Source organism: Sphingobium baderi (assembly GCF_001456115.1).
GTDB classification, from domain to species: domain Bacteria; phylum Pseudomonadota; class Alphaproteobacteria; order Sphingomonadales; family Sphingomonadaceae; genus Sphingobium; species Sphingobium baderi_A.
The window spans coordinates 2390221-2412537 of sequence record NZ_CP013264.1 but is presented as its reverse complement, the minus strand read 5'-3'; the positions used below and the strand labels follow the sequence as shown (position 1 = coordinate 2412537).

Annotated in this window: 25 protein-coding genes; 15 read left to right on the top strand and 10 right to left on the bottom strand. The window is 61.7% G+C overall.

The window, feature by feature from the left end:
- Positions 1 to 107: 107 nt before the first annotated feature.
- The 3 genes from ATN00_RS11905 (at position 108) to ATN00_RS11895 (ending at position 2486) form a co-directional block, all read left to right on the top strand.
- On the top strand, positions 108 to 926 hold the full coding sequence (locus tag ATN00_RS11905; protein WP_062064843.1) for a sugar phosphate isomerase/epimerase family protein: 819 nt from the start codon (positions 108 to 110) through the stop codon (positions 924 to 926).
- Positions 927 to 951: 25 nt separating this feature from the next.
- Complete coding sequence (locus ATN00_RS11900; protein ID WP_062064841.1) at positions 952 to 1356, top strand: VOC family protein; 405 nt, start codon at positions 952 to 954, stop codon at positions 1354 to 1356.
- 122 nt (positions 1357 to 1478) lie between these two features.
- Entirely contained in the window at positions 1479 to 2486 is a 1008-nt protein-coding gene (locus ATN00_RS11895) for a rod shape-determining protein (RefSeq protein ID WP_335338072.1), read from the top strand.
- A gap of 125 nt (positions 2487 to 2611) precedes the next feature.
- Here ATN00_RS11895 and gdhA read toward each other — a convergent pair whose 3' ends face one another.
- Both gdhA and rnk read right to left on the bottom strand, forming a co-directional pair.
- Positions 2612 to 3961, bottom strand: a complete 1350-nt coding sequence (gene gdhA, locus ATN00_RS11890; RefSeq protein ID WP_062064839.1) for an NADP-specific glutamate dehydrogenase — start codon at positions 3959 to 3961, stop codon at positions 2612 to 2614.
- A 90-nt stretch (positions 3962 to 4051) separates the two neighbouring features.
- Positions 4052 to 4465, bottom strand: coding sequence for a nucleoside diphosphate kinase regulator (gene rnk, locus ATN00_RS11885; RefSeq protein ID WP_062064836.1), 414 nt, complete (start codon positions 4463 to 4465; stop codon positions 4052 to 4054).
- Positions 4466 to 4835: 370 nt separating this feature from the next.
- On the opposite strand from rnk, the gene ATN00_RS11880 reads away from it, so the two are divergent.
- On the top strand, positions 4836 to 6062 hold the full coding sequence (locus ATN00_RS11880; protein WP_062064834.1) for an NAD(P)/FAD-dependent oxidoreductase: 1227 nt from the start codon (positions 4836 to 4838) through the stop codon (positions 6060 to 6062).
- Here ATN00_RS11880 and ATN00_RS11875 read toward each other — a convergent pair.
- The 4 genes from ATN00_RS11875 to ATN00_RS11860 all read right to left on the bottom strand — a co-directional run bounded on the left by ATN00_RS11875 (position 6059) and on the right by ATN00_RS11860 (position 9277).
- Complete coding sequence (locus tag ATN00_RS11875) at positions 6059 to 6574, bottom strand: 2'-5' RNA ligase family protein (protein WP_082635189.1); 516 nt, start codon at positions 6572 to 6574, stop codon at positions 6059 to 6061. The two genes, ATN00_RS11880 and ATN00_RS11875, sit on opposite strands and share 4 nt — an antisense overlap.
- Before the next feature lie 36 nt (positions 6575 to 6610).
- Entirely contained in the window at positions 6611 to 7582 is a 972-nt protein-coding gene (mltG, locus tag ATN00_RS11870; RefSeq protein WP_062064831.1) for an endolytic transglycosylase MltG, read from the bottom strand.
- Between the two features lie 10 nt (positions 7583 to 7592).
- The gene (fabF, locus tag ATN00_RS11865) at positions 7593 to 8852 is read right to left on the bottom strand and encodes a beta-ketoacyl-ACP synthase II (protein ID WP_062064829.1); all 1260 of its coding nucleotides are present in this window, start codon (positions 8850 to 8852) and stop codon (positions 7593 to 7595) included.
- 191 nt (positions 8853 to 9043) lie between these two features.
- Positions 9044 to 9277, bottom strand: coding sequence for an acyl carrier protein (locus ATN00_RS11860; RefSeq protein ID WP_007689016.1), 234 nt, complete (start codon positions 9275 to 9277; stop codon positions 9044 to 9046).
- Positions 9278 to 9557: 280 nt separating this feature from the next.
- On the opposite strand from ATN00_RS11860, the gene ATN00_RS11855 reads away from it, so the two are divergent.
- Positions 9558 to 10724, top strand: coding sequence for a glycosyltransferase family 87 protein (locus tag ATN00_RS11855; protein ID WP_420496683.1), 1167 nt, complete (start codon positions 9558 to 9560; stop codon positions 10722 to 10724).
- Here the strand turns inward: ATN00_RS11855 and fabG are convergent.
- Together fabG and fabD are read right to left on the bottom strand one after the other, a co-directional pair.
- A complete protein-coding gene (fabG, locus tag ATN00_RS11850) occupies positions 10678 to 11418 on the bottom strand; it encodes a 3-oxoacyl-[acyl-carrier-protein] reductase (RefSeq protein WP_062068719.1) in 741 nt (246 codons plus the stop codon). The two genes, ATN00_RS11855 and fabG, sit on opposite strands and share 47 nt — an antisense overlap.
- A gap of 20 nt (positions 11419 to 11438) precedes the next feature.
- A complete protein-coding gene (gene fabD, locus ATN00_RS11845) occupies positions 11439 to 12374 on the bottom strand; it encodes an ACP S-malonyltransferase (RefSeq protein WP_062064825.1) in 936 nt (311 codons plus the stop codon).
- 156 nt (positions 12375 to 12530) lie between these two features.
- Between fabD and ATN00_RS11840 the strand changes: the two genes are divergently transcribed.
- The 5 genes from ATN00_RS11840 to ATN00_RS11820 all read left to right on the top strand — a co-directional run bounded on the left by ATN00_RS11840 (position 12531) and on the right by ATN00_RS11820 (position 18111).
- The gene (locus tag ATN00_RS11840) at positions 12531 to 14018 is read left to right on the top strand and encodes an efflux transporter outer membrane subunit (protein WP_062064823.1); all 1488 of its coding nucleotides are present in this window, start codon (positions 12531 to 12533) and stop codon (positions 14016 to 14018) included.
- Positions 14008 to 15555 carry an efflux RND transporter periplasmic adaptor subunit gene (locus ATN00_RS11835; protein ID WP_062064822.1) on the top strand — a complete coding sequence of 516 codons (1548 nt, stop codon included), beginning with the start codon at positions 14008 to 14010 and terminating at the stop codon, positions 15553 to 15555. Before ATN00_RS11840 ends, ATN00_RS11835 begins: the two co-directional genes overlap by 11 nt.
- A 4-nt stretch (positions 15556 to 15559) precedes the next feature.
- The gene (locus ATN00_RS11830) at positions 15560 to 16273 is read left to right on the top strand and encodes an ABC transporter ATP-binding protein (RefSeq protein ID WP_062064820.1); all 714 of its coding nucleotides are present in this window, start codon (positions 15560 to 15562) and stop codon (positions 16271 to 16273) included.
- Entirely contained in the window at positions 16273 to 17478 is a 1206-nt protein-coding gene (locus tag ATN00_RS11825; RefSeq protein WP_062064819.1) for an ABC transporter permease, read from the top strand. The genes ATN00_RS11830 and ATN00_RS11825 overlap by 1 nt, the downstream gene beginning before the upstream one ends.
- A gap of 258 nt (positions 17479 to 17736) precedes the next feature.
- On the top strand, positions 17737 to 18111 hold the full coding sequence (locus tag ATN00_RS11820; protein ID WP_062064817.1) for an RcnB family protein: 375 nt from the start codon (positions 17737 to 17739) through the stop codon (positions 18109 to 18111).
- A gap of 61 nt (positions 18112 to 18172) precedes the next feature.
- Here ATN00_RS11820 and ATN00_RS11815 read toward each other — a convergent pair whose 3' ends face one another.
- Positions 18173 to 19573, bottom strand: a complete 1401-nt coding sequence (locus tag ATN00_RS11815) for a GntP family permease (RefSeq protein WP_062064815.1) — start codon at positions 19571 to 19573, stop codon at positions 18173 to 18175.
- A gap of 222 nt (positions 19574 to 19795) precedes the next feature.
- On the opposite strand from ATN00_RS11815, the gene rpsF reads away from it, so the two are divergent.
- From rpsF to rplI, 3 genes are read left to right on the top strand one after another with little or no spacing between them, the layout of a single operon-like run.
- Positions 19796 to 20209, top strand: coding sequence for a 30S ribosomal protein S6 (gene rpsF / locus ATN00_RS11810; protein ID WP_062064813.1), 414 nt, complete (start codon positions 19796 to 19798; stop codon positions 20207 to 20209).
- Between the two features lie 13 nt (positions 20210 to 20222).
- The gene (gene rpsR, locus ATN00_RS11805; protein ID WP_004212076.1) at positions 20223 to 20447 is read left to right on the top strand and encodes a 30S ribosomal protein S18; all 225 of its coding nucleotides are present in this window, start codon (positions 20223 to 20225) and stop codon (positions 20445 to 20447) included.
- 13 nt (positions 20448 to 20460) lie between these two features.
- Positions 20461 to 21057: a 50S ribosomal protein L9 gene (gene rplI / locus ATN00_RS11800; protein WP_062064811.1), complete on the top strand. Its 597-nt coding sequence runs from the start codon at positions 20461 to 20463 to the stop codon at positions 21055 to 21057.
- Positions 21058 to 21219: 162 nt separating this feature from the next.
- Here rplI and ATN00_RS11795 read toward each other — a convergent pair whose 3' ends face one another.
- The gene (locus ATN00_RS11795) at positions 21220 to 21525 is read right to left on the bottom strand and encodes a hypothetical protein (RefSeq protein ID WP_062064809.1); all 306 of its coding nucleotides are present in this window, start codon (positions 21523 to 21525) and stop codon (positions 21220 to 21222) included.
- 194 nt (positions 21526 to 21719) lie between these two features.
- Here ATN00_RS11795 and ATN00_RS11790 point away from each other — a divergent pair, with 194 nt between their 5' ends.
- Together ATN00_RS11790 and ATN00_RS11785 are read left to right on the top strand one after the other, a co-directional pair.
- Complete coding sequence (locus tag ATN00_RS11790; protein ID WP_306812054.1) at positions 21720 to 21977, top strand: hypothetical protein; 258 nt, start codon at positions 21720 to 21722, stop codon at positions 21975 to 21977.
- 2 nt (positions 21978 to 21979) lie between these two features.
- A complete protein-coding gene (locus ATN00_RS11785; protein ID WP_062064805.1) occupies positions 21980 to 22225 on the top strand; it encodes a hypothetical protein in 246 nt (81 codons plus the stop codon).
- Positions 22226 to 22317 lie beyond the last annotated feature (92 nt).

Here is a 22317-nt window from a genome sequence, read left to right as displayed (position 1 = left end):
GGCGGATTCACGCTAATATGGCGCTCCATCCCTATTGATGGACGATTGCATAAGATGCCGTCCCGTCTGATTGTTCGGAGGGGTTATGGCCGGACAGGATGATTGAGATGAACAGGATCGGCGTAGACTATATCAGCCTGATCGGCATATCGCCGCTGGGGATGATCGCAGCAGCGGCGGATGCGGGATGCCACAACATCAGCCTCATCCTCACGCGGCCGGATTATAATCCGGACGGATACCCCTGGTTCTCGCTGATCGATGATGCGGCGCTGCGGCGGGAAACGGTGACATGCCTCCGCGATCGGGACGTGTCCATTGCGCTTGTGGACGGTTTTGCGGTCTATCCCGGCCAACCCACGGAAAATCACCGTCAGGCTTTCGAAATACTCGCTGAGCTGGGCGTCCGAAGAGTGAACACGGTTTCCTTCGATGAAGACTGGTCGCGCATGATCGATAAAACGGCGGAGATCGTCGCCATGGCGCGGGAATATGATGTCACGGTGACGATCGAATCCTGTCCCATGCTGACCGTCAAAACGCTGGCTCAGGCGCTGGAGGTCATCTCCGCCGTGAACCTGCCGAACTTCAAGTTACTGATCGACACCATGCATATCACTCGTTCAGGGGAGAGCGGGGATATCGCCCGCCTTGATCCGATGCTGATTGATTATGTGCAGATCAGCGATGGCCCCCTGTCCGTTCCCGATCCGCTAAACTACATGAACGAAGCGATGAACGAACGCATGGTGCCGGGCACCGGAGAGATGCCTTTGGTCGAAATGATCCGGGCCATGCGGCGGGATATCATCGTCAGCATAGAAGTGCCGATGCGATCGCTGAAAGAGGCGGGCATGTCCGAAACGGAACGCGTGCGCCTTGCCGTTGAAGGAGCGCGCAAGGTTGTAGCCGCCGCCGAAGCGTGAGCGGCAATCACAGGAGAAGATCATCATGGCCGCAGTTCAGCTGGATCATGTCAACATCCGCACGGCGCGCCTTGCGGAATGCGTGGAATTCTACGGCAATGTTCTGGGCCTGACGATCGCGCCTCCGCCAATGGCCAGTGACCTGACGCGGGGCGCCTATGTTCTGGACGAACGCGGCGCTGCCATCGTCCACCTGATAGGGACCGATAAGGTTATCGAGGGTTCGGAGCCGGTGCGGGGCGCTGCCCAGCGCGGCATGATCGACCATTTTGCCCTGCGCGGCGTCGATCCGGAGGCGTATGTTGAGCGGCTGACAGCGCATGGTTGCGACTTCACGCGGCAGGACGTGCCCGCCATCGCCATGCATCTGATCTTTGTGCGCGATCCTAACGATGTGATGGTGGAGCTGAGCTTCCCTTTGGAGTCATGACAAAGACTGGCCTTGGGTTTCGTCAGGGCCGGATCATCGAGCGCGTAGAACGGGCTTTGCTGCGCGCGTCTATCGGTACAGGTCTGCGAGACAATTGCGATATTCGCCGCTAAGGCACATCCATGGCTCATATGATTTCATGGAATGGTCGGCGCGCAGATATAGCTATCGACCTGGGAACCGCGAATACGCGCGTCGTCGCCCGAGGATCGGGCATGGTGTTCGACGAACCGTCGCTGTGCTGCTTTTCAAGCGGCGGCACCCGGCCCCGGCTTGTGGCGGCGGGCGAAGCCGTTCGCCCCATGGTCGACCGGACTCCGGATTCCCTCAAAGTTACGCGCCCGCTTCGTCGAGGCGTTCTCCAGGACATCGACGCCACCCGCGAACTTCTTGCCTATGCCACCTCGTCATCTCTCAGTCGCCGTCGCCTCAGATCACCAGCCGTGGCGATCGGAATTCCGGCCGATGCGACGCAGGCGGAACGGAGCGCGCTGCTCACGGCGGCAGGGGACGCAGGGCTGGGCCCTGTCAACCTGATAAACGAACCTTTTGCAGCTGCACTCGGCGCAGGCCTTCCCGTGCATCATCCAGAAGGCTCGATGATCGTCGAATGTGGCGCGGGCACCACCGAGGTCGCCGTCATTTCCCTCGGCGGAATCTGCCTCACCCGATCAGTCCGCGTCGGCGGCGCTGCGTTGGACGCCGCGCTCGCGGATCACTTCCACTTCCGAAGAAAGTTCCTGATCGGCGAGATCACGACGGAACGCCTGAAATGCGATCTGGTGCGATTGCTGGGCACTCCCGACGGCGATGACCAGATGATCGAAGCCAAGGGTCGCAGCCTGACGTCGGGCATCCCCGGCGTTCAACAGGTGCCGGTCAACGAATTGCGGCCGGTTGTGACCAAGCATGTGATGCAAATCGTGGAAGTCGTGCGCGACATTCTCAACCAGACCCCGCCCGAACTCAGCCACGATATTTACGAAAAGGGGCTGACCCTTACCGGAGGGAGCGCCACAATTCCCTGCATCGGTCAAGCCATCACGCAGGAAACCGGTCTTCGCGTCCATATTCCCGACCGGCCGGAACAATGCGTGATGCTAGGCCTTGAGGCGATGCTGGCATCCTGAAAGCCGCTGTTCGGCCAGTTCGTCGGTGGGCGATTCCGGCGTGACCAGCCTCAACATCTTCATACCACCGCGCGGAAAAGCGGAATGCGATTTTCCGCGCGGTGCGAACATAATGGCCGACGGCCCTAAATGACCCCCATTGCCTGCATGGCTTCCGCAACGCGCACAAAGCCGGTGATGTTGGCGCCCAGAACATAATTGCCCGGCGCACCATAGGATTCGGCGGTTTCCGCGCAGCTATCGTGGATACGGCGCATGATCAGTTCCAGACGCGCTTCGGTTTCCTCGAAAGTCCAGCTGTCGCGGGACGCGTTTTGCTGCATTTCCAGAGCCGATGTCGCGACGCCCCCGGCATTGGCCGCCTTTGCCGGGCCGAAAAGGATGCCCGCCGCCTGGAAAAGGCGGACGGCCTCAGGCGTGCATGGCATGTTCGCCCCCTCGCCCACCGCCATCACTCCATTGCGGATCAACGCCGCCGCGTCATTGCCGTTGAGTTCGTTCTGCGTCGCCGAGGGGACGGCCACGTCGCATGGCACTTCCCACATCGAGCCTTGCTCAGAGAAGCAGGCGCCGCCGCCTCTGAGACGCGGATAGTCTGAAATCCGCTCGCGACGGCTGAGCTTGATCTCCTTGAGCAGTTCGAGGTCGATCCCCGCATCATCGACGATGAAACCGGAGGAATCCGAACATGCGACCACCTTGCCGCCAAATGCATTGACCTTCTCAATCGCGTAGATCGCGACATTGCCCGATCCCGAAACGACGACGCGCTTACCCTCCAGGCTTTCGCCCCTGGTCTTCATCATCTGGTCGATGAAATAAACCGTGCCATAGCCAGTAGCCTCGGTGCGCGCGCGCGAGCCGCCGTAGATCAACCCCTTGCCCGTCAGAACACCGGCTTCATAGCGGTTGGTCAGACGCTTATACTGGCCGAACAGATAGCCAATCTCCCGCGCGCCTACCCCGATATCGCCAGCGGGGACGTCAGTATATTCGCCCAAATGACGGTAAAGTTCGGTCATGAGCGACTGGCAGAAACGCATGATCTCGCCATCGGAACGGCCGCGCGGATTGAAATCGGACCCGCCCTTGCCACCGCCGATGGGAAGGCCGGTCAGGGCGTTTTTGAAAGTCTGTTCGAAGCCGAGAAACTTGATGATCCCGACATTGACCGACGGATGGAAACGCAGGCCGCCTTTATAGGGGCCGAGCGCCGAATTGAACTGAACGCGAAAGCCGCGATTGATCTGAATCTGCCCCTTGTCGTCGACCCAGGGCACCCGAAAGATGATCTGCCTTTCCGGTTCGCAAATCCGCTCGATCAACGCATTGTCGATATATTCCGGATGCTTGGCGACGACCGCGCCAAGACTTTCCAGCACCTCCTCGACGGCCTGATGAAATTCCGTCTCGCCTGCATTTCTTCTCAGGACATCTTCGAAAATGGGAACAAGTTTCTCGTCGATTCGGGACAAATTTCGGCTCCTATGCTGTCATGAAAAAAGGGCAGGCTCGTGGCCCGCCCGCTGATCGGACGGCGCCGCAAACGGACTTTCAATAAAGCCCTATAGGCCCCGGTCTGGCTGTATGACTTTTAGAATGGTCAACCGCCGCTCGCGACCTTCGCGATCGGGCCATTTGATCGAATGGCCTTCGCGCAATCCAAGCAAGCCCGCGCCGACCGGCGTGAGAATCGAGATTCGTCCGGCCGATATGTCCGCTTCCGCAGGGTAGACGAGCCGGACCGTGCGTTCGGCACCGCTCGCCTCATCCCTGAACTGGACGGTCGAATGCATCGTGACGATGTCGGAGGGTATATGCGCTGGGCCATGGATTGTGGCGCGGGCAATTTCACGCAACAGCAGTTCGCTGACCTGCGGCATGGTTTCGGCCACGCCCAATGCAAGATTGGTCAGATTGTCGGCTTCGGTGCTGATGAGATGGACGGGGGGGCGCCCCGTTCTGGTGCTTTTTGTCATGGTGCTGCTGGCTTTCGAGAAGGAACAATCGCGCGCCTACATGAGGGCACAAGTCACTCTTTCGATGTGCCCCGAGTTCGGAGCATAGCGCACAGAACCCGGGGCTAGGTGCCCGCTAGAAGCTGCCCCCCTTGGTGGCGGAAGCGTATATAATCAGCCCACATGTGCATGGCTTCATGCCTTGGCATGTGAAGAAGTTCGAGTCAAACTAATGGATGATTCATGATCGGGCGCCGCAAGCCGTGCAGCCTAGGACAACCGATGCGTTCCCTTTCGCGAACAGGACCGGACGAAAATCTACGTTTGCACTCTTGAAAGCAGAGCCAAAGCCGTTCAATCACGCGCTCGACAGTGCAGAGGATGAGCGCGGATGAGCTATTATGACGTTCTGATCGTAGGAGCCGGCCATGCCGGGGCGCAGGCAGGCATTGCCCTGCGGCAGCTTGGATTCGAAGGGTCGGTCGGCATGATCGGCGACGAAAAGGATCCGCCCTATGAACGTCCGCCGCTGTCCAAGGAATATTTCGCGGGCGACAAGAGCTTCGATCGCATTCTCATCAGGCCCGCGACCTTTTGGGCGGAACGCAAGATCGACATGCTGCTGGGCAAGCGCGTGAAGCATGTCGATCCATCCGGCAAATTCGTGACGGCCGGGGATGAGGAAATCGGCTATGGCAAGCTGATCTGGGCAACCGGCGGCAGTCCGCGCATGCTGACCTGCAATGGCGCCGACGCATCCAATGTCCATGCCGTGCGCCGTCGCGACGATGTGGATGCCATGATGGCGAAGCTGGATCAGATCAGCCATGTGACCATCATTGGCGGCGGCTATATCGGCCTGGAAGCCGCTGCCGTCCTGAGCAAGTTCGGCAAGAAGGTCGTCCTTCTGGAAGCGCTCGATCGCGTACTCGCCCGCGTGGCGGGAGAGGAACTCTCGCGCTTTTACGAAGCCGAACATCGCGCTCATGGCGTGGATCTGCGGACCGGTGCCAAAATGGACTGCATCGAGGTCAAGGACGGCAAGGCGACCGCCGTGCTGATGGCGGACGGGGAGCGCATCGAAACGGACATGGTCATCGTCGGGATCGGCATCGTACCGGAAACCGGACCTCTGATCGCGGCGGGAGCCGTCGGCGGCAATGGCGTCGACGTGGATGAATATTGCCGCACCAGCCTGCCCGACATCTATGCCGTGGGCGATTGCGCCGCGCACGCCAACCGCTTTGCGCGGGGCGCGCAGCTTCGCCTCGAATCCGTTCAGAACGCCAATGATCAGGCAAAAACGGCCGTCACGCACATACTGGGCAAGGAAGATGCCTATGATGCGGTGCCCTGGTTCTGGTCCAATCAATATGATCTGAAGCTGCAAACGGTCGGACTTTCGATCGGCTACGACCAGACGATATTGCGCGGCAACCCGGCGACGCGCAGCTTTTCCGTGCTTTACCTCAAGGGCGGGAAACTCATCGCGCTGGATTGCGTCAACGCAGTCAAGGATTACGTCCAGGGACGCGCCCATGTCCTGTCCGGCGCCCTGCTCGATCAGGCGCAGTTGGCTGACTCATCCGTGCCGCTCAAGGAAGTCGGGCTGGCCTAGCCGCGAAAGGACGCCTGGGCGGCCAGTTCCCACGGGCCATTGCAATAGCGCCAGGCCGCCAGTCCCGTGATTGCAAGCGGACGCAGGCGGAATCCGGCCCGCAGCCGCCCGGCAAGAGCCTTTGCCTCCATCGGCGTGACCTTGTTCTGCACCGTGACGTGCAGACGAGGACACGCGCGATCCTGGGGCATCAGAAGGCCGGAAAGAGCCTCCGCCAGTTCCGACCATATTTCCATGAGAGCCGGGCTTTCGACCCGATAGGCCACGCCCCGCTCCAGCAGCAGGATCGCGGCCAGCGATGCTTCAGGCGGAGGCATCGCGCACAGGCGCCTGATAAGCGTTATCACCTCTTCAAGCGCCGACGGCGGCAAATGGCGAAATAACGTCAGATGAGCGGGCAGGATGTTACGATCCGGGGGATAGTAAGCCCGGCGTTGACGATCCAGCCAGGCAAAGTCTCCGCTTCCCATCAACGCGGTAACGATGATCGGCACGGACGGGGGGCCGATCATGAGATCAGCGGCACCGGCAAGGCCGCGCGCTAAAGGTCAAAGCTCGCCGCGCGCACGGCGGATTTCGAACCATTTACGCACATTCTCATTATGTTCCTGATAGGTGTCGGCAAAGATATGCCCTCCTTTGCCGTCCGCCACAAAGTAGAGCGCCTTGGTTTCAGCGGGGTGCAGCACGGCCAATATGGACAATCGCCCCGGATTGGCGATCGGCCCCTTTGGCAGTCCGACCATCGCATAGGTGTTGTAATCGTTGACGGCGGCGATTTCCGATTTCTTGATGCGGCGTCCCAGCGGCTTTCCCTTGGTGATGGGATAGATGATGGTCGGATCGGCCTGCAACATCATTCCGGCTTTGAGGCGGTTGCCGTAAACGCCCGCGACCATGGGCCTTTCCTTGGCAAGAGCGGTTTCCTTTTCCACGATGCTGGCCAAGGTGACGGCCTCTTGCGGCGACTTCGCCATCGTGTTCGGCGCGCGTTCCGCCCATAGCTTTGCGAGCGTGCGATCCATCGCGGCCTGCATGCGTTTCAGCACGGCGGCGCGGCTTTCGCCCCTGTCATAGGCATAGCTGTCGGGAAGGACGCTGCCTTCCGCCGGGGGTTGGATCTCGCCAGTCAGTTCGTCATTCGCCATCAACCGCTCATAGACGAGGATCGAGGGCATCCCCTCGGGAATGGTGACGAGACGGGTAAGCGTCTTGCCGCCCTGAAGGAGCGTCAGGATTTCCGAATTGCTCGCGCCCTTGGGAATTACGAACTCACCGGCCTTGATCGGCGTCCCCCGCCCGAAAACCTTGGCGCGGGTCAGGAACGCATCGGCGGAACGCACCGCTCCTGCCTGCTTCAACAGCACCGCCGCATCGGAAAGGGTTGCCCCTTCCGGCACGGCAATCGTGATATTCTGCGTCGCCGGTCCCGCTTCCGACCATCCATGGACGAAGCGGAACGCGACGAAAGCCGCGATGGCAAGGCCGATCAGCAATATGCCACAGCCCAGCCGCCGCATGATTATGTCCTTAGACCGCCTTCATGATGAGCGATGCATTAGTGCCGCCAAAGCCGAAGCTGTTGTTCAGCACCGCGCGCACCTTGCGTTCCTTCGCGACGTGCGGGACCAAATCCACGCCCGCGCAGCTTTCGCTCGGTTCGTCAAGGTTGAGCGTCGGCGGCACGATCTGGTCGCGCATCGCGAGGATGCAGAAGATGCTCTCCACCGCGCCCGCGCCGCCCAGCAAATGTCCGATGGCGGATTTGGTCGAGCTCATCGACATGGTGGCGATATTGTCGCCGAACAGCCGCTTGACCGCCCCCAGTTCCAGTTCGTCGCCCAGCGGGGTCGATGTGCCATGCGCGTTCACATAATCGATGTCGGCCAGCGACAGTCCAGATTTCTTGAGCGCCATTTCCATCGAACGATAGCCGCCCGAACCTTCGGGATGCGGCGCGGTGACGTGATAGGCGTCGCCCGAAAGGCCATAGCCCACGACTTCCGCATAGATTTTGGCGCCGCGCTTCTTGGCATGCTCATATTCTTCCAGCACTACCACGCCCGCGCCTTCACCCATGACGAAGCCGTCGCGGTTGACGTCATAGGGCCGCGAAGCCTTTTCCGGCGTGTCGTTGAAGCCGGTCGAGAGCGCCCGCGCCTGGGCGAAACCGGCAATGCCGATGGGGCAGATCGCGCTTTCCGCGCCGCCCGCCAGCATGACGTCGGCGTCGTCCATCGCGATCATGCGCGCCGCGTCGCCGATGGAATGCGCGCCAGTCGAACAGGCGGTGACGACGGCATGGTTCGGCCCCATCAGACCATATTTGATGGACACCTGACCGGAGATCAGGTTGATAAGGCGACCATGAACGAAGTGCGGCGAAACGCGGCTCGGCCCCTTGTTCGCCAAAACCAGCGATTCGCTTTCAATACCCGGCAGGCCGCCGATGCCCGAACCGATGGAGCAGCCCGCGCGCAGGCGTTCCTCCTCGCTCATGTCGGTCAGGCCCGCGTCCTTGAGCGCCTCGCTCGCGGCAGCGATGCCGAAGACGATGAAGGGATCGACCTGACGCTGAATCTTGTGATCGACCTCCAGATTCGCATCGAAGCCATATTCATGGCCAACCGGCTTCACTTCGCAGGCGATGCGGCATTTGTAATCGGTAGCATCGAAGCGCGCGATCGTGGCCGCGCCGGACTTCGACGCGAGAATATTCTTCCAGGTGGTTTCGACATCCGCTCCCAACGGGCTCACCATGCCGAGACCGGTTACGACGACACGACGCATATCTTGCTCCGAAATTCCTTATTGGCTTCCGCCAGTCCCTTTAGCCGCTTGCGAACCGATTGTCGAAAGCTGACACGGGGAACCAGCGCGCCAGATACGAAAAGGCTCCCCAAGACCCGGAAGACCGGACAGGAGGAGCCGTTTTCCTTCAAGCGCAGCGGCCTGCCGGTGGGGCGAGCCGCAAAACGCCCTTACTGCTTGCTGTCGATATAGTCGATCGCGTCCTTGACGGTAGCGATCTTTTCAGCCGCATCGTCAGGGATCTCGACGCCGAACTCTTCCTCGAACGCCATCACCAGCTCGACGATATCCAGGCTGTCTGCGCCCAGATCGTCGATGAAGCTTGCGTCCTCAGTCACCTTTTCGGCTTCGACGCCCAGATGCTCGACGACGATTTTCTTTACGCGATCCGCGGTCTCACTCATGAGTGGTCCTTTTTACTGGGTATCGTTGGTTGGTATGAATATCCGTTAAGGGATGCCCTAAAGCCAAGCTCCGATAGAGGCAAGAGGCAACAGAGCCAAGTGCCTACATGCACTACGGGCTGCAATCCGGCGACACCCAATCCCGAAATCAAGGCGATAACCGTCTATTTACCAAAAGTTCAATCGAATTTGCGACATATCGCGCATGATCGAACGGCTTTGCCCAGACCGCCATATTTCGCGCGAACGTATCCGGATAACGGCCAGCTTGATGGCCGTCATGACGATCGGGGCAATCGCGATTCTTTTCCTGACAGCGCAAGGAACCGTGGATTTTCTGGGGCGACCGATCGGAACGGATTTTTCCAACGTCTGGACTGCCGGATGGCTGGCCGATCATGGCCGCGCCGCCGATGTCTGGGACTGGCGCGCCCACTATGCTGTCCAGCAGGCGCTGCACCAGGACGCCGCCATCCCCTTCTATGGCTGGCATTATCCCCCGCCCTTCCTTCTGTTGGCCGTCCTGCTCGCGCAGCTTCCCTATATCGCTGCGCTGATCCTGTGGCAGGGATCGACGCTCGCGTTCGCATTCCTTCTCATCCGCCAAATCCTTCCCAAAGAGCGCGACGCGTGGCTGGCGGCGATAGGAGCGCCTGTCGTCCTGATTTGCCTTGCCCATGGGCAGAATGCTTTTCTTACGGCCAGCCTGCTGGGCGGCGGGATGTTACTGCTTGACCGGCGTCCGTGGATTGCCGGCATCCTGCTGGGAACGCTCGTCTACAAACCGCAATTTGCCGTGTTAATCCCGGTGCTGATCGCGGCACGGGGAAACTGGCGGGCGTTCGCCGCCGCCGGGATGGCCAGCGTAAGCCTTTGCCTGCTGACTTTCGCCATTTGGGGCTGGCCGGTTTGGCAAGCCTTCCTCGATTCCCTGCCCCTGACGCGCCACATCGTCATCGAAAGCGGCAATACGGGCTGGGAGAAGATTCCAAGCCCGTTTTCCGCGATACGGCAATGGGGTGGCTCAGTTCCAGCGGCTTATGCCGTTCAGGGGGTCGTGACCTTCGCCGCGATTGCAACCGCTGCCCTCATTACGCGGCGCGGGTCCGTGGAAGCACGCGGAGGCGCAGCCCTGTCCGCCGCGCTGCTGTGCACCCCTTATGTGCTGGACTATGATTTCGTGCTGCTTGGCGTCGCCATCGCCTTCCTGTCGGCGGACATGCTGAAACGCGGCGAATTGCCTTGGGAACGCACGGCGCTGGCCTATGCCTGGGTCGCGCCCCTTTTTGGCCGCTGGATGAATGCGACGACCGGTATTCCAGTGGATATGATCGCGGCCATCGCCGTGCTCTTCATCGCATTACGGCGCGCCGTCCGGTTCGACGGCGCGCTCGCCAATCTCAGATCATCGCCATGCCGCCATTCACATGCAGCGTCTGGCCAGTGACATAGCCTGCTTCCCGGCTCGCCAGATAGACGACCGCAGCGCCGATATCCTCGCCAGCGCCCAGATCGCCCGCCGGGATTTTCTGGAGGATCGCGCCCTTCTGCGCTTCGTTCAGCGCATCGGTCATGGCGGAGCGGATAAAACCCGGAGCGACGCAGTTCACGGTGATGCCGCGGCTCGCCAGTTCCTGCCCCAGCGACTTGGACATGCCGATGATGCCCGCCTTGGACGCCGCATAATTGGCCTGTCCCGGATTGCCGGTGACGCCCACGACCGAGGTGATGGAGATGATACGGCCGAAGCGCGCCTTCATCATCGGCTTGGCGGCGGCGCGGGCAAGGCGGAACACGGCTTCGAGGTTCACCGCGATCACATCTGACCACTCATCGTCCTTCATGCGAAGGATCAGATTGTCACGGGTGATGCCCGCATTGTTGACGAGGATGTCGATCCTGCCGCCCAACGCCTCCACCGCCTGCGGCACCAGCGCATCGACGCAAGCCGCGTCGGACAGGTTGCAGACGAGCGCCTTATGATCGCCGCCCAGCTCCGCCGCGAAGGCTTTCAGCTTTTCCTCATTGCTGCCCGAAAGAGCGAGCGTCGCCCCCTGCGCTGCCAACGATTTTGCGATAGCGGAGCCGATGCCTCCCGAAGCGCCCGTCACCAGCGCGGTCATGCCTGTCAGATCGAACATCATTTTTTATCCCCGTCTCGTCAGAATTCGGCCAGAGCCGCTTCGATATCGTCCATCGTCACGATGCTGCGGACGGTGGCGTCGGGCGCAATGCGCTTCACCATCGGGCCAAGCACCTTGCCGCCCAGTTCGACAAATTCGGAGACGCCCGCGTCCCACATCGCCGCCACGGATTCGCGCCAGCGCACGCGGCCCGTCACCTGCTCCACCAGTCGCGCCCTGATTTCGGCAGGGTCGGCAATGGGAGCCGCCAGGACATTGGCGTAAACCGGCAATAGCGGCGCATGGATCACCGCCTTCGACAACGCCTCTTCCATCACTTCGGCGGCGGGCTGCATCAGCGGGCAGTGGAAGGGAGCCGATACAGGCAGGAGAACACCGCGCTTGATGCCATGATCCTTGACCAGCGCCACGGCCCGCTCGATCGCGCCCTTGTGGCCGGAGATCACGACCTGCGTGGGATCATTGTCATTGGCGACGGTGCAGACTTCGCCTTGCGCGGCGGCATCGGCCAGAGCCTGCGCTTTTTCAATGTCCGCGCCCAGCAGAGCCGCCATGGCGCCCTCACCCACCGGCACGGCAGCCTGCATCGCCCGGCCGCGCAGCTTGAGCAGCTTCGCCGCGGTCGCGATATCGAACGCCTCCGCCGCGCAAAGGGCGCTATATTCGCCCAGACTGTGCCCGGCGACATAATCGCCCTTGTCGGCCAGCGAAAAGCCTCCTTCCCTCTGCATCACCCGCAGCGTCGCCAGCGCATTGGCCATGATCGCGGGCTGGGCATTTTCGGTAAGCGTCAGGTCGCTTTCCGGTCCTTCCACCATGATGCGGAACAAATTTTGCGACAGCGCGTCATCGACTTCCTGAAACAATTCCCTCGCCGCCGTGCTCGCATCGGCCAGCGCCTTGCCCATGCCAACCGACTGGCTCCCCTGACCCGGAAATAGAAATGCCCTCATGCTTCACCTTCTGAACCCGATGGCGGAAAACGCTGTTTTCCAAGACCGTTACACTTTACGACAACATTGTCGTTGAGGCGCCCTCGCGATTTAGGCAGTTATTTCGCCAAGCGCCGCAACATCGCCCCTGAGCAGCTGTCTGCGGCCCCTTTAACGATGACGGAGTGCAAGGAAAAGGTGCGATATCGCATAGCCTGGATCACCGGAACGACGCTGACGCTGGCGGCCTGCGCCGCCGGCCCCGATTATCGCCCGCCTGAAACGGCGGGGCTCGGGCTTCCCGCCGCCTATAGTCAGGGCACGTCCGCCCCGGTCAGCGAGGCCGATCTGGCAAGCTGGTGGACCCAACTCAACGATCCCGCGCTCAGCCACCTGATCGATCAGGCGATCGCCGGAAATCTCGACATAGTGCAGGCGCAGGCACGGCTGCGGCAGGCGCGGGAATCGCTGCGGCAGGCCAATGCGTCCTTTCTGCCGCAAGTGAACGCGTCAGGCAGCGGCGGGCGCAATTACAGCAGCCAGGATGCGGGCGGACGGCTCGACAGCAGCGGCAATCCCATCGGCGGCGGAACGGGCAACTGGTCAAGCAGCTATTCCCTGCGCGCCAATGCAAGCTGGCAGATCGACCTGTTCGGCGAACTCTCGCGCTCGGCAGAAGCCGCTCGCGCCGATCTGGCCGCCTCCGGCTATGATCTTGCCAATGTGCGAATGACCATCATTTCCGAACTGGTCACCAACTATGTGCAGGCGCGGCTGGCGCAGGCGCAGCTTCAGGTGGCGCGGGAAACGCAGACCATCCAGCAGGATAATTACGACATCGCCAACTGGCGGTTGCAGGCAGGGCTTGTCTCCTCCCTCGACGAACAGCAGGCCAAGGCGCAACTGGCGCAGACCAGAGCATCCATCCCCCAGCTCGAGGCCAGTCTGAAAGGCAGCCTCAACCGCATCGCGGTCCTGACCGGACAAGCACCCGGCGAAGCGACGCGCACGCTTGAAGCCCCTTCCCCCATTCCGGCCGCCACGACACAGATCGCCACGGGCATTCCCGCCGACACGCTGCGTCAGCGGCCTGACGTGCGTTCGGCGGAGCGCGCTCTGGCGGCCGCCACTGCGCGGATCGGCGTGGCGCAGGCGCAGCTTTATCCCTCGTTGGGGATCAGCGGTAATATCGGCACCACCTCCAACGCGTTCAAAAACCTGTTCGATCTGGTGACGGGCGGCGTCTTTGCCAATGTCGCGCAGGTGATCTTCGATGGTGGCCGTCTTTCCTCACAACTCCGGTCGCAGAAAGCGGCCGCCGATGGCGCTTTTGCTTTCTATAAGCAAAGCGTGCTGACCGCGCTGGAGGATGTGGAAAACGCCATGGCGGCGCTCAGCAGCGCGCAAGCCCGCAAGACGGAGTTTGCCACCGCCTTCGAAGCATCGAACAACGCCGCGATCATGGCCCGCAGCCAATATCAGTCGGGACTGATCGATTTTCAGACGCTTTCCACCAGCGAATCCACGCTTTTGAACGCCCGCAACAGTCTTGCTTCCGCGCAAGCCGATGAAGTGCTCGCCATCGCCCAGCTCTATAATGCGCTGGGCGGCGGCTGGCAGAACATGGAAAACCGTCCCCCCAATGAGCAAAATCATGAGCAATGATGTGACGACGGATCAGGATCAGGATCTGAACGACTTCCTTGGCGCCAAGCCGGAAAAGCCGTGGCGCAAATGGGCGATCCGGGGTGGCATCGGCCTGGTATTGCTGATCGTGATCCTGCTGCTGGCGCGCTGCTTTTCAGGCGATGACAAGCCCGACTATGCGACCCGCGAGGTACGCAAGGGCGACCTGACCGTCACCGTTTCCGCCACCGGCAACCTCAAGCCGATCAATCAGGTGGATGTGGGTTCCGAACAATCTGGCAAGATCACGGCGGTCTATGTCGATGTGAATGATCGCGTGACAAAGGGCCAGAAACTGGCCGAACTCGATACGCGCCGTCTGGTCGACACCATCAACCAGAATCGCGCGCAGGTCGTTTCCTCGCAGGCGGGCGTGTCGCAGGCGCAGGCCCAACTCGCCCTCGCAAAAGCGACGCTGGACCGGCAACTGAACGTCTTCAAGCTGTCGGGCGGACGCGTCCCCGCCAAGACGGAACTGGATGCGGCCCGCGCCGATTACCAATCCGCGCTCAGCAATCTCAATTCGGCGCAGGCGCAGGTCCGCGTATCGCAGGCCCAGCTTTCCACCGCGCAGACCAACCTGTCGATCGCGCAGATCGTTTCGCCCGTCACCGGCGTGGTGCTGTCGCGCGACATCGAACCGGGCCAGACGGTCGCAGCGTCCCTGAACGCACCCGTCCTGTTCACCATCGCCGAAGACCTTACCAAGATGGAGGTCGAGGTGTCGGTCGACGAGGCCGATGTCGGACAGGTGAAGGAAGGCCAGAGCGCGAATTTCTCGGTCGACGCCTTCCCCGGCCGCACCTTCCCGGCGAAGGTCACGCGGGTGAATGTCGGATCGAACAGCAGCAGTTCATCCTCATCCTCCACGTCCAGCAGCACGACAAGCACCATCGCAGGCACGGTCGTCGCCTATACGGCGGTGCTTGCAGTCGACAATCAGGATGAAACGCTGCGCCCCGGCATGACGGCGACCGCTGATGTCGTGACGCAGGAACTGCATGACGTGCTGCTCGTTCCCAATGCCGCGCTGCGCTTCAAGCCCAGCACCGGCGCCAGCCAGGGCGGCGGCATCACCAGCCAGATCGTGCCCGGTCCGCGCCGTTTCCGTCGCGGCAACACCCGGCAGGTGAGCTTCGGCACAGGCAGCAGCCAGACCGTCTATGTCCAGGATGAGAATGGCGAGCCCAAGGCCGTGCAGGTCACGATCGGGGCAAGCGACGGTTCCCGCACCGCCATCATCGGGGGCGACCTGAAAGCCGGGATGCGGGTCATCACGGGTCAGCTTGCCGCCGGGCAGCAGCAGCCCGCCGAGGATCAAAGGGCCGATCAGGGCGATGGCGCGCGCAAGGCCGCGCCCCGCAACAAGGCGGCCGACGGGAGTCCCGCCACGATTGGAAAACTCGGCAACTCCGGCGATTCGCCGCCGGAAACGGCTCCGGTCAGCCCCTCCCCCGCCACGCCGCAAGGCCAGCGGAATGAACAACGAGGCACGAGCCGGGGCAACGGGACTTAACGGCATGACTCCGGATCGCACCGCCGCGCCGATCATTTCGCTGCGCGGCATCACCAAGGTTTTCGGCAGCGGCCCCACCGCGTTTCAGGCACTCAAAGGCATAGACCTCGACATAAGGCCAGGTGATTTTGTCGCCGTCATGGGGCCGTCCGGCTCCGGCAAATCGACGACGATGAACATATTGGGCTGCCTTGATGTGCCGACGGCGGGAGAATTCCTGTTCAAGGGGCGACATGTCGAAACGCTTGACCGCGACCAGCGCGCATTGCTGCGCCGCCGCTATCTGGGCTTCGTGTTCCAGGGGTTCAACCTGCTTGCCCGCACCAACGCGCTGGAGAATGTGGAGTTGCCGCTGCTCTACCGGGGCGAGGACAAGAAAATGCGCTACGAAGCGGGCATGGCCGCGCTGGACAAGGTCGGCCTCAAGGAGTGGTGGGACCACACGCCCGCTGAGCTTTCAGGAGGGCAGCAGCAACGCGTCGCCATAGCGCGCGCCATCGTGACCCAGCCCGCTGTACTGCTCGCCGACGAACCGACCGGCAATCTCGATTCCGAACGGTCGGTGGAGATCATGGAGCTGCTGACCGACCTCAACCGCAACAGCGGCATCACGGTCATCATGGTCACCCATGAGCCGGACATGGCCGCCTTTGCCCACACCATCGTCCACTTCAAGGACGGGCTGGTCGAGCGGATTCAGGAAGGAGAGGCAGCCTGATGCTGGGCACCACCGTCATCCTCGCCCTTCGCGCAATCAACCGGCACAAGATGCGATCTTTCCTGACGACGCTCGGCATCATCATCGGCGTCGCCGCTGTCGTGACCATGGTGACGCTGGGCAATGGCGCCACGGCGGCCGTGCGCGAGCAGATCAGTTCGCTGGGCGCCAATGTGCTGCAACTGCGTCCCGGCCAGGGCTTCGGCCGCGGCGGTGGCGGTCCTCGCCCGCCCGATTTCAAGCCGCAGGATTTGACCGCCATCGAAAACCAGCTCACCGGCGTGCGCGCCGTCGCGCCGCTGGTGCAGTCGAGCGGCACGGGCATCTATGAAGGCAGCAACTGGTCCACCACCGTCTACGGCACCACCGCTGCCTATTTCGAGGTGCAAAGCTGGAAGGCCGATGCAGGCCGCCTGTTCATGCCGGATGAGGAAGAGGCCGGGAAACCCGTCTGCATCATCGGCAATACCGTCCGCACCAACCTGTTCCAGGGCAATGATCCCGTCGGCAAGCGGATGCGGATCAAGGGCGTTTCTTGCCAGGTCATCGGCGTGCTCGCCACGCGTGGCCAAGGCGGCTTTGGCGATCAGGACGATGTCGTCGTCATGCCGATCAAGTTCGTGCAGCGCCGCTTCACCGGCGACCGCGACATCAGCCAGATCATGATCGCGGTGGACGACGCCTATGACACCTCCGCCGTGCAGAGCAGCCTTGAGGAACTGATGCGCGAACGGCGCAAGATCAAGGCAGGGGCGGAGGATAATTTCAACGTCTTCGACACCAAGCAGATTTCGGACACGCTGACCGGCACCACCACCATCCTGACGCAGATCGTGGCGGCGGTGGCGGCTATTTCCCTGCTGGTCGGCGGCATCGGCATCATGAACATCATGCTGGTGTCCGTGACGGAGCGGACACGGGAAATCGGCATCCGCCTCGCTATCGGGGCGGTCGCGCGGGAAGTGTTGATGCAGTTTCTGGTGGAAGCGATCGTGCTATCCTGCCTGGGTGGCGTCATCGGCCTGTTCCTCGCCCTGATCGCATCCATCGCCATCGCGCCGCTGATGCAGGTGCCCTTCATCTTCGACGTGAAGGTAAACCTTATCGCCTTCCTCTTTTCAGCGGCGATCGGCGTTGTGTTCGGCTATTTCCCTGCCCGGCGCGCCGCCGCGCTCAATCCCATAGACGCGCTGCGCCACGAATAGGGGCGATATGGTTTCGACATTTGCAGGAAACGCCCCGGTGAACATTCCGGGGCGTTTCCCTTGCGCCTGTTTGCGGCGAAGACGCAAGCTATCCCGCAGATTTCGCGGACTTATGAACATCCATTCAGACTGGATCGCTTCCTGATACAATTTCCGACACAATCGCACTCCGCCCGGCACATGCTTGCGACAAGCCCATCCTAATTCTGTCTTCGACGCCACGGAACGGCGCCCGAGATCGAAGAAGGAGCAGTTACGATGATGAAGAAGTTCCTGATGGCCCTGGCCGCCACCACCATGATCGCCAGCCCGATGGTCACAGCACAGGCGCAGGCCGCCCCTCATCGCGAAGTCCACCGCGTCGTGAAGCAGGGTCCACACGGCCGCACCGTGGTTCGGCAAAAGACCGTCGTCCGCAAGAACGACTATCGCAACAACAACCGCCACTGGGCGAAGGGTCAGCGTTTCGACCGCCGCTATGCGAACAACTATCGGGTGGTCGACAACTACCGCAACTATCGCCTCTCCACTCCGCCGCGTGGTTATCACTGGGTGCGGTCGGGCAATGATGCGGTGCTGGTTGCGATCACCAGCGGCATCATCGGCGCGGTGATCGGAGGCGCCCTGCGTTAATCAGCCTTCCGAGCGGCGGGAAGCGCCTCGGGGATTCTCCTCCCCGGGGCGCTTTTGCGTATCACACCAATCCGGTCAGATAATAAACGGCGATGACGATGAACACGGTCAGCGTCTTGATGAGCGTCAGCGCGAATATGTCCTTATAAGCCTGCCGGTGGGTCAGGCCCGTCACCGCCAGCAAGGTGATGATCGCACCATTGTGCGGCAGGCTGTCCATCCCTCCCGACGCCATGGACGCCACCCGGTGCAGCACTTCACGCGGAATGCCCGCTGCATCGCCCGCCGCCATGAACTGGTCCGCCATCGCGGCCAGCGCGATGGAAAGTCCGCCGGAGGCCGATCCGGTAATCCCGGCCAGCGACGTGACCGTGATCGCTTCGTTGAGCAGCGGATTGGGCACCGATTTCAGCGCCTCCTTGACGATCAGGAAACCAGGCAGCGCAGCGATTACCGCGCCAAACCCATATTCAACCGCCGTATTCATACCCGCCAGCAGCGCGCCACCGACCGCCGCCTTCGACCCTTCGGCAAAACGCTTCGCCACGACAGGAAAGGCGAAGAGCAGGATTGTCGCTATGCCCAGCAGCAACGCGCCTTCCACCGCCCAAAGCGCCGCCATTTGCGCCACTTTGACCGTTACCGGTTCGGCCAGGCCAGCAAGCGGCACGCTGATTTCATCTCCGGCCCAGATGCGCGGGATCAATATGGTTAGCGCCAGATTGCCAAATCCCACCACCAGCAATGGCAGCAGGGCGATAAGCGCGGGTGTTTTTACATCGTCAGCGACCGGTTCCGGCTCGTTGAGCAATGTTTCTGGCGCGCCATACCCCTCCCCGGCCGCCATGACCGACCGGCGGCGCCAGCCCAGATAGGCCAGCCCCATCCCCATGATGCAGGCCGATCCGATCAACCCCAGCACAGGTGCGGCCCAGGCAGTCGTGCCGAAGAAACTGGTGGGGATGATGTTCTGAATCTGCGGCGTGCCCGGCATGGCGTCCATGGTGAAGGTGATCGCGCCGAGACCAATGGTCGCGGGCACAAGCCGCTTGGGAATGTCGGCGCGCCGGAACATCTCCGCCGCGAAGGGGTAAACCGCAAACACCGCGACGAAAACCGAAACGCCGCCATAGGTCAGCAGGGCCGTCACCAGCATGATGGCGGGAATCGCCCGCTCCGCTCCCACAAAGCCAATCACGGCCGTAACGATGGCGCGGGAAAAGCCCGAAATCTCGATCAGCTTGCCGAACAGCGCGCCCAGCAGGAAAACCGGGAAATACAGCTTAAGGAAACTGGCGACCTTCTCCATGAACAGGCCGGAAAAGACAGCGGGCACGGCGGACGGGTCCGTCAGGAACACCGCCAGCATCGCCAGCAGGGGCGCCATCAATATGACGCTCATCCCCCGATAGGCCGCCAGCATCAACAATATCAGCGACAGCGCCGCAATGCCGACAGCCATAGCCCCCTCCCTCTTCCTTGCTCTTCCGATCCGGCTATCTATGCCGTGCGGCGGCGCAAGCCAACTCCTCCTTGCCTTTCCCCTGCATTTCCGTCATAGGCGCCGCTTCGCACGGGATAGGGGTGACTCGATCGCGTGCGGAAGAATGCTTGAGACGACAGCCGGAGGGGCGCTGCGCATGGGGCGCACGTCAGCGATCGGCCAACAGATGAGGCAATACCCATGGCTCTTTACGAGCATGTGTTCCTTGCGCGCCAGGATCTGGCACAGGCGCAGGTGGACGCGCTGGCGGAAACCGCCACCAAGATCGTCGAGGATATGCAGGGCAAGGTGACCAAGGTTGAAACCTGGGGCCTGCGTTCGCTCGCATACAAGATCGCCAAGAATCGCAAGGCGCATTACGTCATGCTCAACATCGACGCCCCTGCTGGCGTGGTCGCCGAGCTGGAGCGCCAGACCCAGATCAACGAAGACGTGATTCGCTATATGACCATCAAGGTCGATGAGCTGGAAACCGGCCCGTCGGTCATGATGCGCAAGCAAGAGCGTAGCGAACGCGGTGAGCGTGGCCCCCGTGGCGACCGCGGCGATCGTGGTCCGCGTCGCGACCGCGACGAAGCCCCGGCTGGCGAATAAGGAGATCTGAACAATGGCACGCCCGTTTTTCCGCCGCCGCAAGAGCTGCCCCTTCGCCGCCAAGGATGCGCCGAAGATCGATTACAAGGACGTTCGTCTGCTGCAGGGCTTCGTGTCCGAACGCGGCAAGATCGTTCCCAGCCGCATCACGGCGGTGTCCGCCAAGAAGCAGCGCGAACTGGCCCAGGCCATCAAGCGCGCCCGTCATCTGGGCCTGCTGCCCTACATCGTGAAGTGAGGGAGTAGAAATCATGGAAATCATTCTCCTCGAACGGATCGAGAAGCTGGGCGCGATCGGTGATGTCGTCACCGTGAAGGACGGTTACGCCCGTAACTACCTGCTGCCCAACAAGAAGGCGCTGCGTTCCAACAACGCCAACAAAAAGGTCTTCGAAGCCAACCGCGCGAAGATCGAGGCTGACAATGCCGCTCGCCGCACCGACGCCGAAAAGGCTGCCGAAGGCGTCAACGGCAAGCAGATCGTCCTCATTCGCCAGTCGTCCAACGCCGGCCATCTTTACGGTTCGGTCGCCGTCCGCGACGTGGTGGATGCACTGCATGCCGATGGCGTAAACAACGTCACCAAGGCGATGGTCGTGCTGGAACGTCCGATCAAGACGCTGGGCGTTTTCGACGTCAAGGTCGCGCTGCACCCGGAAGTGGCCGTCACCATTCAGGTGAACGTCGCCCGCTCGCCGGAAGAAGCCGATCTGCAGGCGCAGGGCGTAGACGTGATGGCTGACCTGTTCGAAAAGGACGAGGCAGGCTTCACCGAAGATTATGATCCGAACGCCGAACCGGGCGAAATCGCCGCGGAAGCCGAAGAGGCTCCGGTCGAGGAAGCCTGAGCTTCCCGACGGGACAAAAAAGAAGCCGCCCTTCTCCGGGCGGCTTTTTTTATTGAATAGTTCACGCCTCCCGATCCTGGGATGGTTGCTTTCAGCCACAAGGTGACATTTCCTAACTGAGTGGGAATGTTTCCATCACTCGTCCAGACTTCCCTTCCGTAGTCATCCGCCTGCTTTCCTGCGCCGGGTTTCCCATCCTTTTTTCGCGGCGGCCGAGCGATCGGCCGCAGAACGCCGCGCCGATGCCCCACCGCCTTTGCGGCCGCCCTTGCGGGAAGCGGCATGGTTTTCGGGCTTGCCGCGTCCCGATCCGGATTTCTTGCCGCCGCCCGATTCGCTGTTCACCGTGGCCCATGCGCGCCGTTCGGCCTCCTTGTTGGATACGCCGCGCTTTTCATAGCCTTCCTCAATATGTTCGGCCTTGCGCTTCTGCTTGTCCGTGTAGCTGCTCTTGTCGCCCTGCGGCATCGTCATTCTCCTGCCAGCCCCGACCCCAGCGGAACCCGTGAGACGCGCATCGGTTCACATCGCTGCGACCGCGTCACAAAATGATCGGAACAGGAGCAGGGCAAGGACGTTCCCCCGTCATGGAGCAACGCGCCCTCATCGAACGCCTGGCCCGTCATCTTTCCGCCGATCAGCCGGACCGATGGACGGACCGCTTGGAAGATGCGGCCAGCATCCTCGCCATCCTCAAGGAACCGGACGCCGCCATGATGGAAGCGGGTGCTGGCGAGATCTGGCGCTCCATGATTGAGGCGGCCTTGCGTCAACGCTGGCAAGCAGCACCGACAAGAGAAAAAGCCCATCCAGAACTGCCTGCCGGGGCGGATGAAGAAGGCGAACTTACGCTATCGGAGAAGGCCGTTGGCGGCGATCCGGCGGATTGGATTCACCTTCAAAAATCGCGGGAGAAATGACCATGAAATCATTGTTGAAGCTGGCTTTCCTGACGGGCATCGGAACGGTGGCCTGGAAAGGCTGGCGGGATTGGAAAGCGAAACGGGGTCGCGACGATCGGGGCGGTGCCGGATCGTCAGGTATCATCCGGGACGCCGGCCCGGCCGAACAACATGTAAATGCCGAAGATTGGGATCTGGTGGACGAACAATCCGACGAATCCTTCCCCGCGAGCGATCCGCCCGCCAATTTCCGTGGGGTGGCCTGAGGCAGCGTTGCGGCGTTGCTCCTTTCCCCACACCCTTCTATGACCGCGAAGCAGGGAAGCTGATTGCCAGCTTCCCACAGGGGAAAGCTGAA

Bases quoted from the DNA above. Each gene is read 5' to 3' on its own strand.
- ATN00_RS11905 (WP_062064843.1), top strand. From the start codon at position 108: ATGAACAGGATCGGCGTAGACTATATCAGCCTGATCGGCATATCGCCG.
- ATN00_RS11900 (WP_062064841.1), top strand. From the start codon at position 952: ATGGCCGCAGTTCAGCTGGATCATGTCAACATCCGCACGGCGCGCCTT.
- ATN00_RS11895 (WP_335338072.1), top strand. From the start codon at position 1,479: ATGGCTCATATGATTTCATGGAATGGTCGGCGCGCAGATATAGCTATC.
- rnk (WP_062064836.1), bottom strand. From the start codon at position 4,465: ATGACAAAAAGCACCAGAACGGGGCGCCCCCCCGTCCATCTCATCAGC.
- ATN00_RS11880 (WP_062064834.1), top strand. From the start codon at position 4,836: ATGAGCTATTATGACGTTCTGATCGTAGGAGCCGGCCATGCCGGGGCG.
- ATN00_RS11875 (WP_082635189.1), bottom strand. From the start codon at position 6,574: ATGATCGGCCCCCCGTCCGTGCCGATCATCGTTACCGCGTTGATGGGA.
- mltG (WP_062064831.1), bottom strand. From the start codon at position 7,582: ATGCGGCGGCTGGGCTGTGGCATATTGCTGATCGGCCTTGCCATCGCG.
- fabF (WP_062064829.1), bottom strand. From the start codon at position 8,852: ATGCGTCGTGTCGTCGTAACCGGTCTCGGCATGGTGAGCCCGTTGGGA.
- ATN00_RS11860 (WP_007689016.1), bottom strand. From the start codon at position 9,277: ATGAGTGAGACCGCGGATCGCGTAAAGAAAATCGTCGTCGAGCATCTG.
- ATN00_RS11855 (WP_420496683.1), top strand. From the start codon at position 9,558: ATGACGATCGGGGCAATCGCGATTCTTTTCCTGACAGCGCAAGGAACC.
- fabG (WP_062068719.1), bottom strand. From the start codon at position 11,418: ATGTTCGATCTGACAGGCATGACCGCGCTGGTGACGGGCGCTTCGGGA.
- fabD (WP_062064825.1), bottom strand. From the start codon at position 12,374: ATGAGGGCATTTCTATTTCCGGGTCAGGGGAGCCAGTCGGTTGGCATG.
- ATN00_RS11840 (WP_062064823.1), top strand. From the start codon at position 12,531: ATGACGGAGTGCAAGGAAAAGGTGCGATATCGCATAGCCTGGATCACC.
- ATN00_RS11835 (WP_062064822.1), top strand. From the start codon at position 14,008: ATGAGCAATGATGTGACGACGGATCAGGATCAGGATCTGAACGACTTC.
- ATN00_RS11830 (WP_062064820.1), top strand. From the start codon at position 15,560: ATGACTCCGGATCGCACCGCCGCGCCGATCATTTCGCTGCGCGGCATC.
- ATN00_RS11825 (WP_062064819.1), top strand. From the start codon at position 16,273: ATGCTGGGCACCACCGTCATCCTCGCCCTTCGCGCAATCAACCGGCAC.
- ATN00_RS11820 (WP_062064817.1), top strand. From the start codon at position 17,737: ATGATGAAGAAGTTCCTGATGGCCCTGGCCGCCACCACCATGATCGCC.
- ATN00_RS11815 (WP_062064815.1), bottom strand. From the start codon at position 19,573: ATGGCTGTCGGCATTGCGGCGCTGTCGCTGATATTGTTGATGCTGGCG.
- rpsF (WP_062064813.1), top strand. From the start codon at position 19,796: ATGGCTCTTTACGAGCATGTGTTCCTTGCGCGCCAGGATCTGGCACAG.
- rpsR (WP_004212076.1), top strand. From the start codon at position 20,223: ATGGCACGCCCGTTTTTCCGCCGCCGCAAGAGCTGCCCCTTCGCCGCC.
- rplI (WP_062064811.1), top strand. From the start codon at position 20,461: ATGGAAATCATTCTCCTCGAACGGATCGAGAAGCTGGGCGCGATCGGT.
- ATN00_RS11795 (WP_062064809.1), bottom strand. From the start codon at position 21,525: ATGCCGCAGGGCGACAAGAGCAGCTACACGGACAAGCAGAAGCGCAAG.
- ATN00_RS11785 (WP_062064805.1), top strand. From the start codon at position 21,980: ATGAAATCATTGTTGAAGCTGGCTTTCCTGACGGGCATCGGAACGGTG.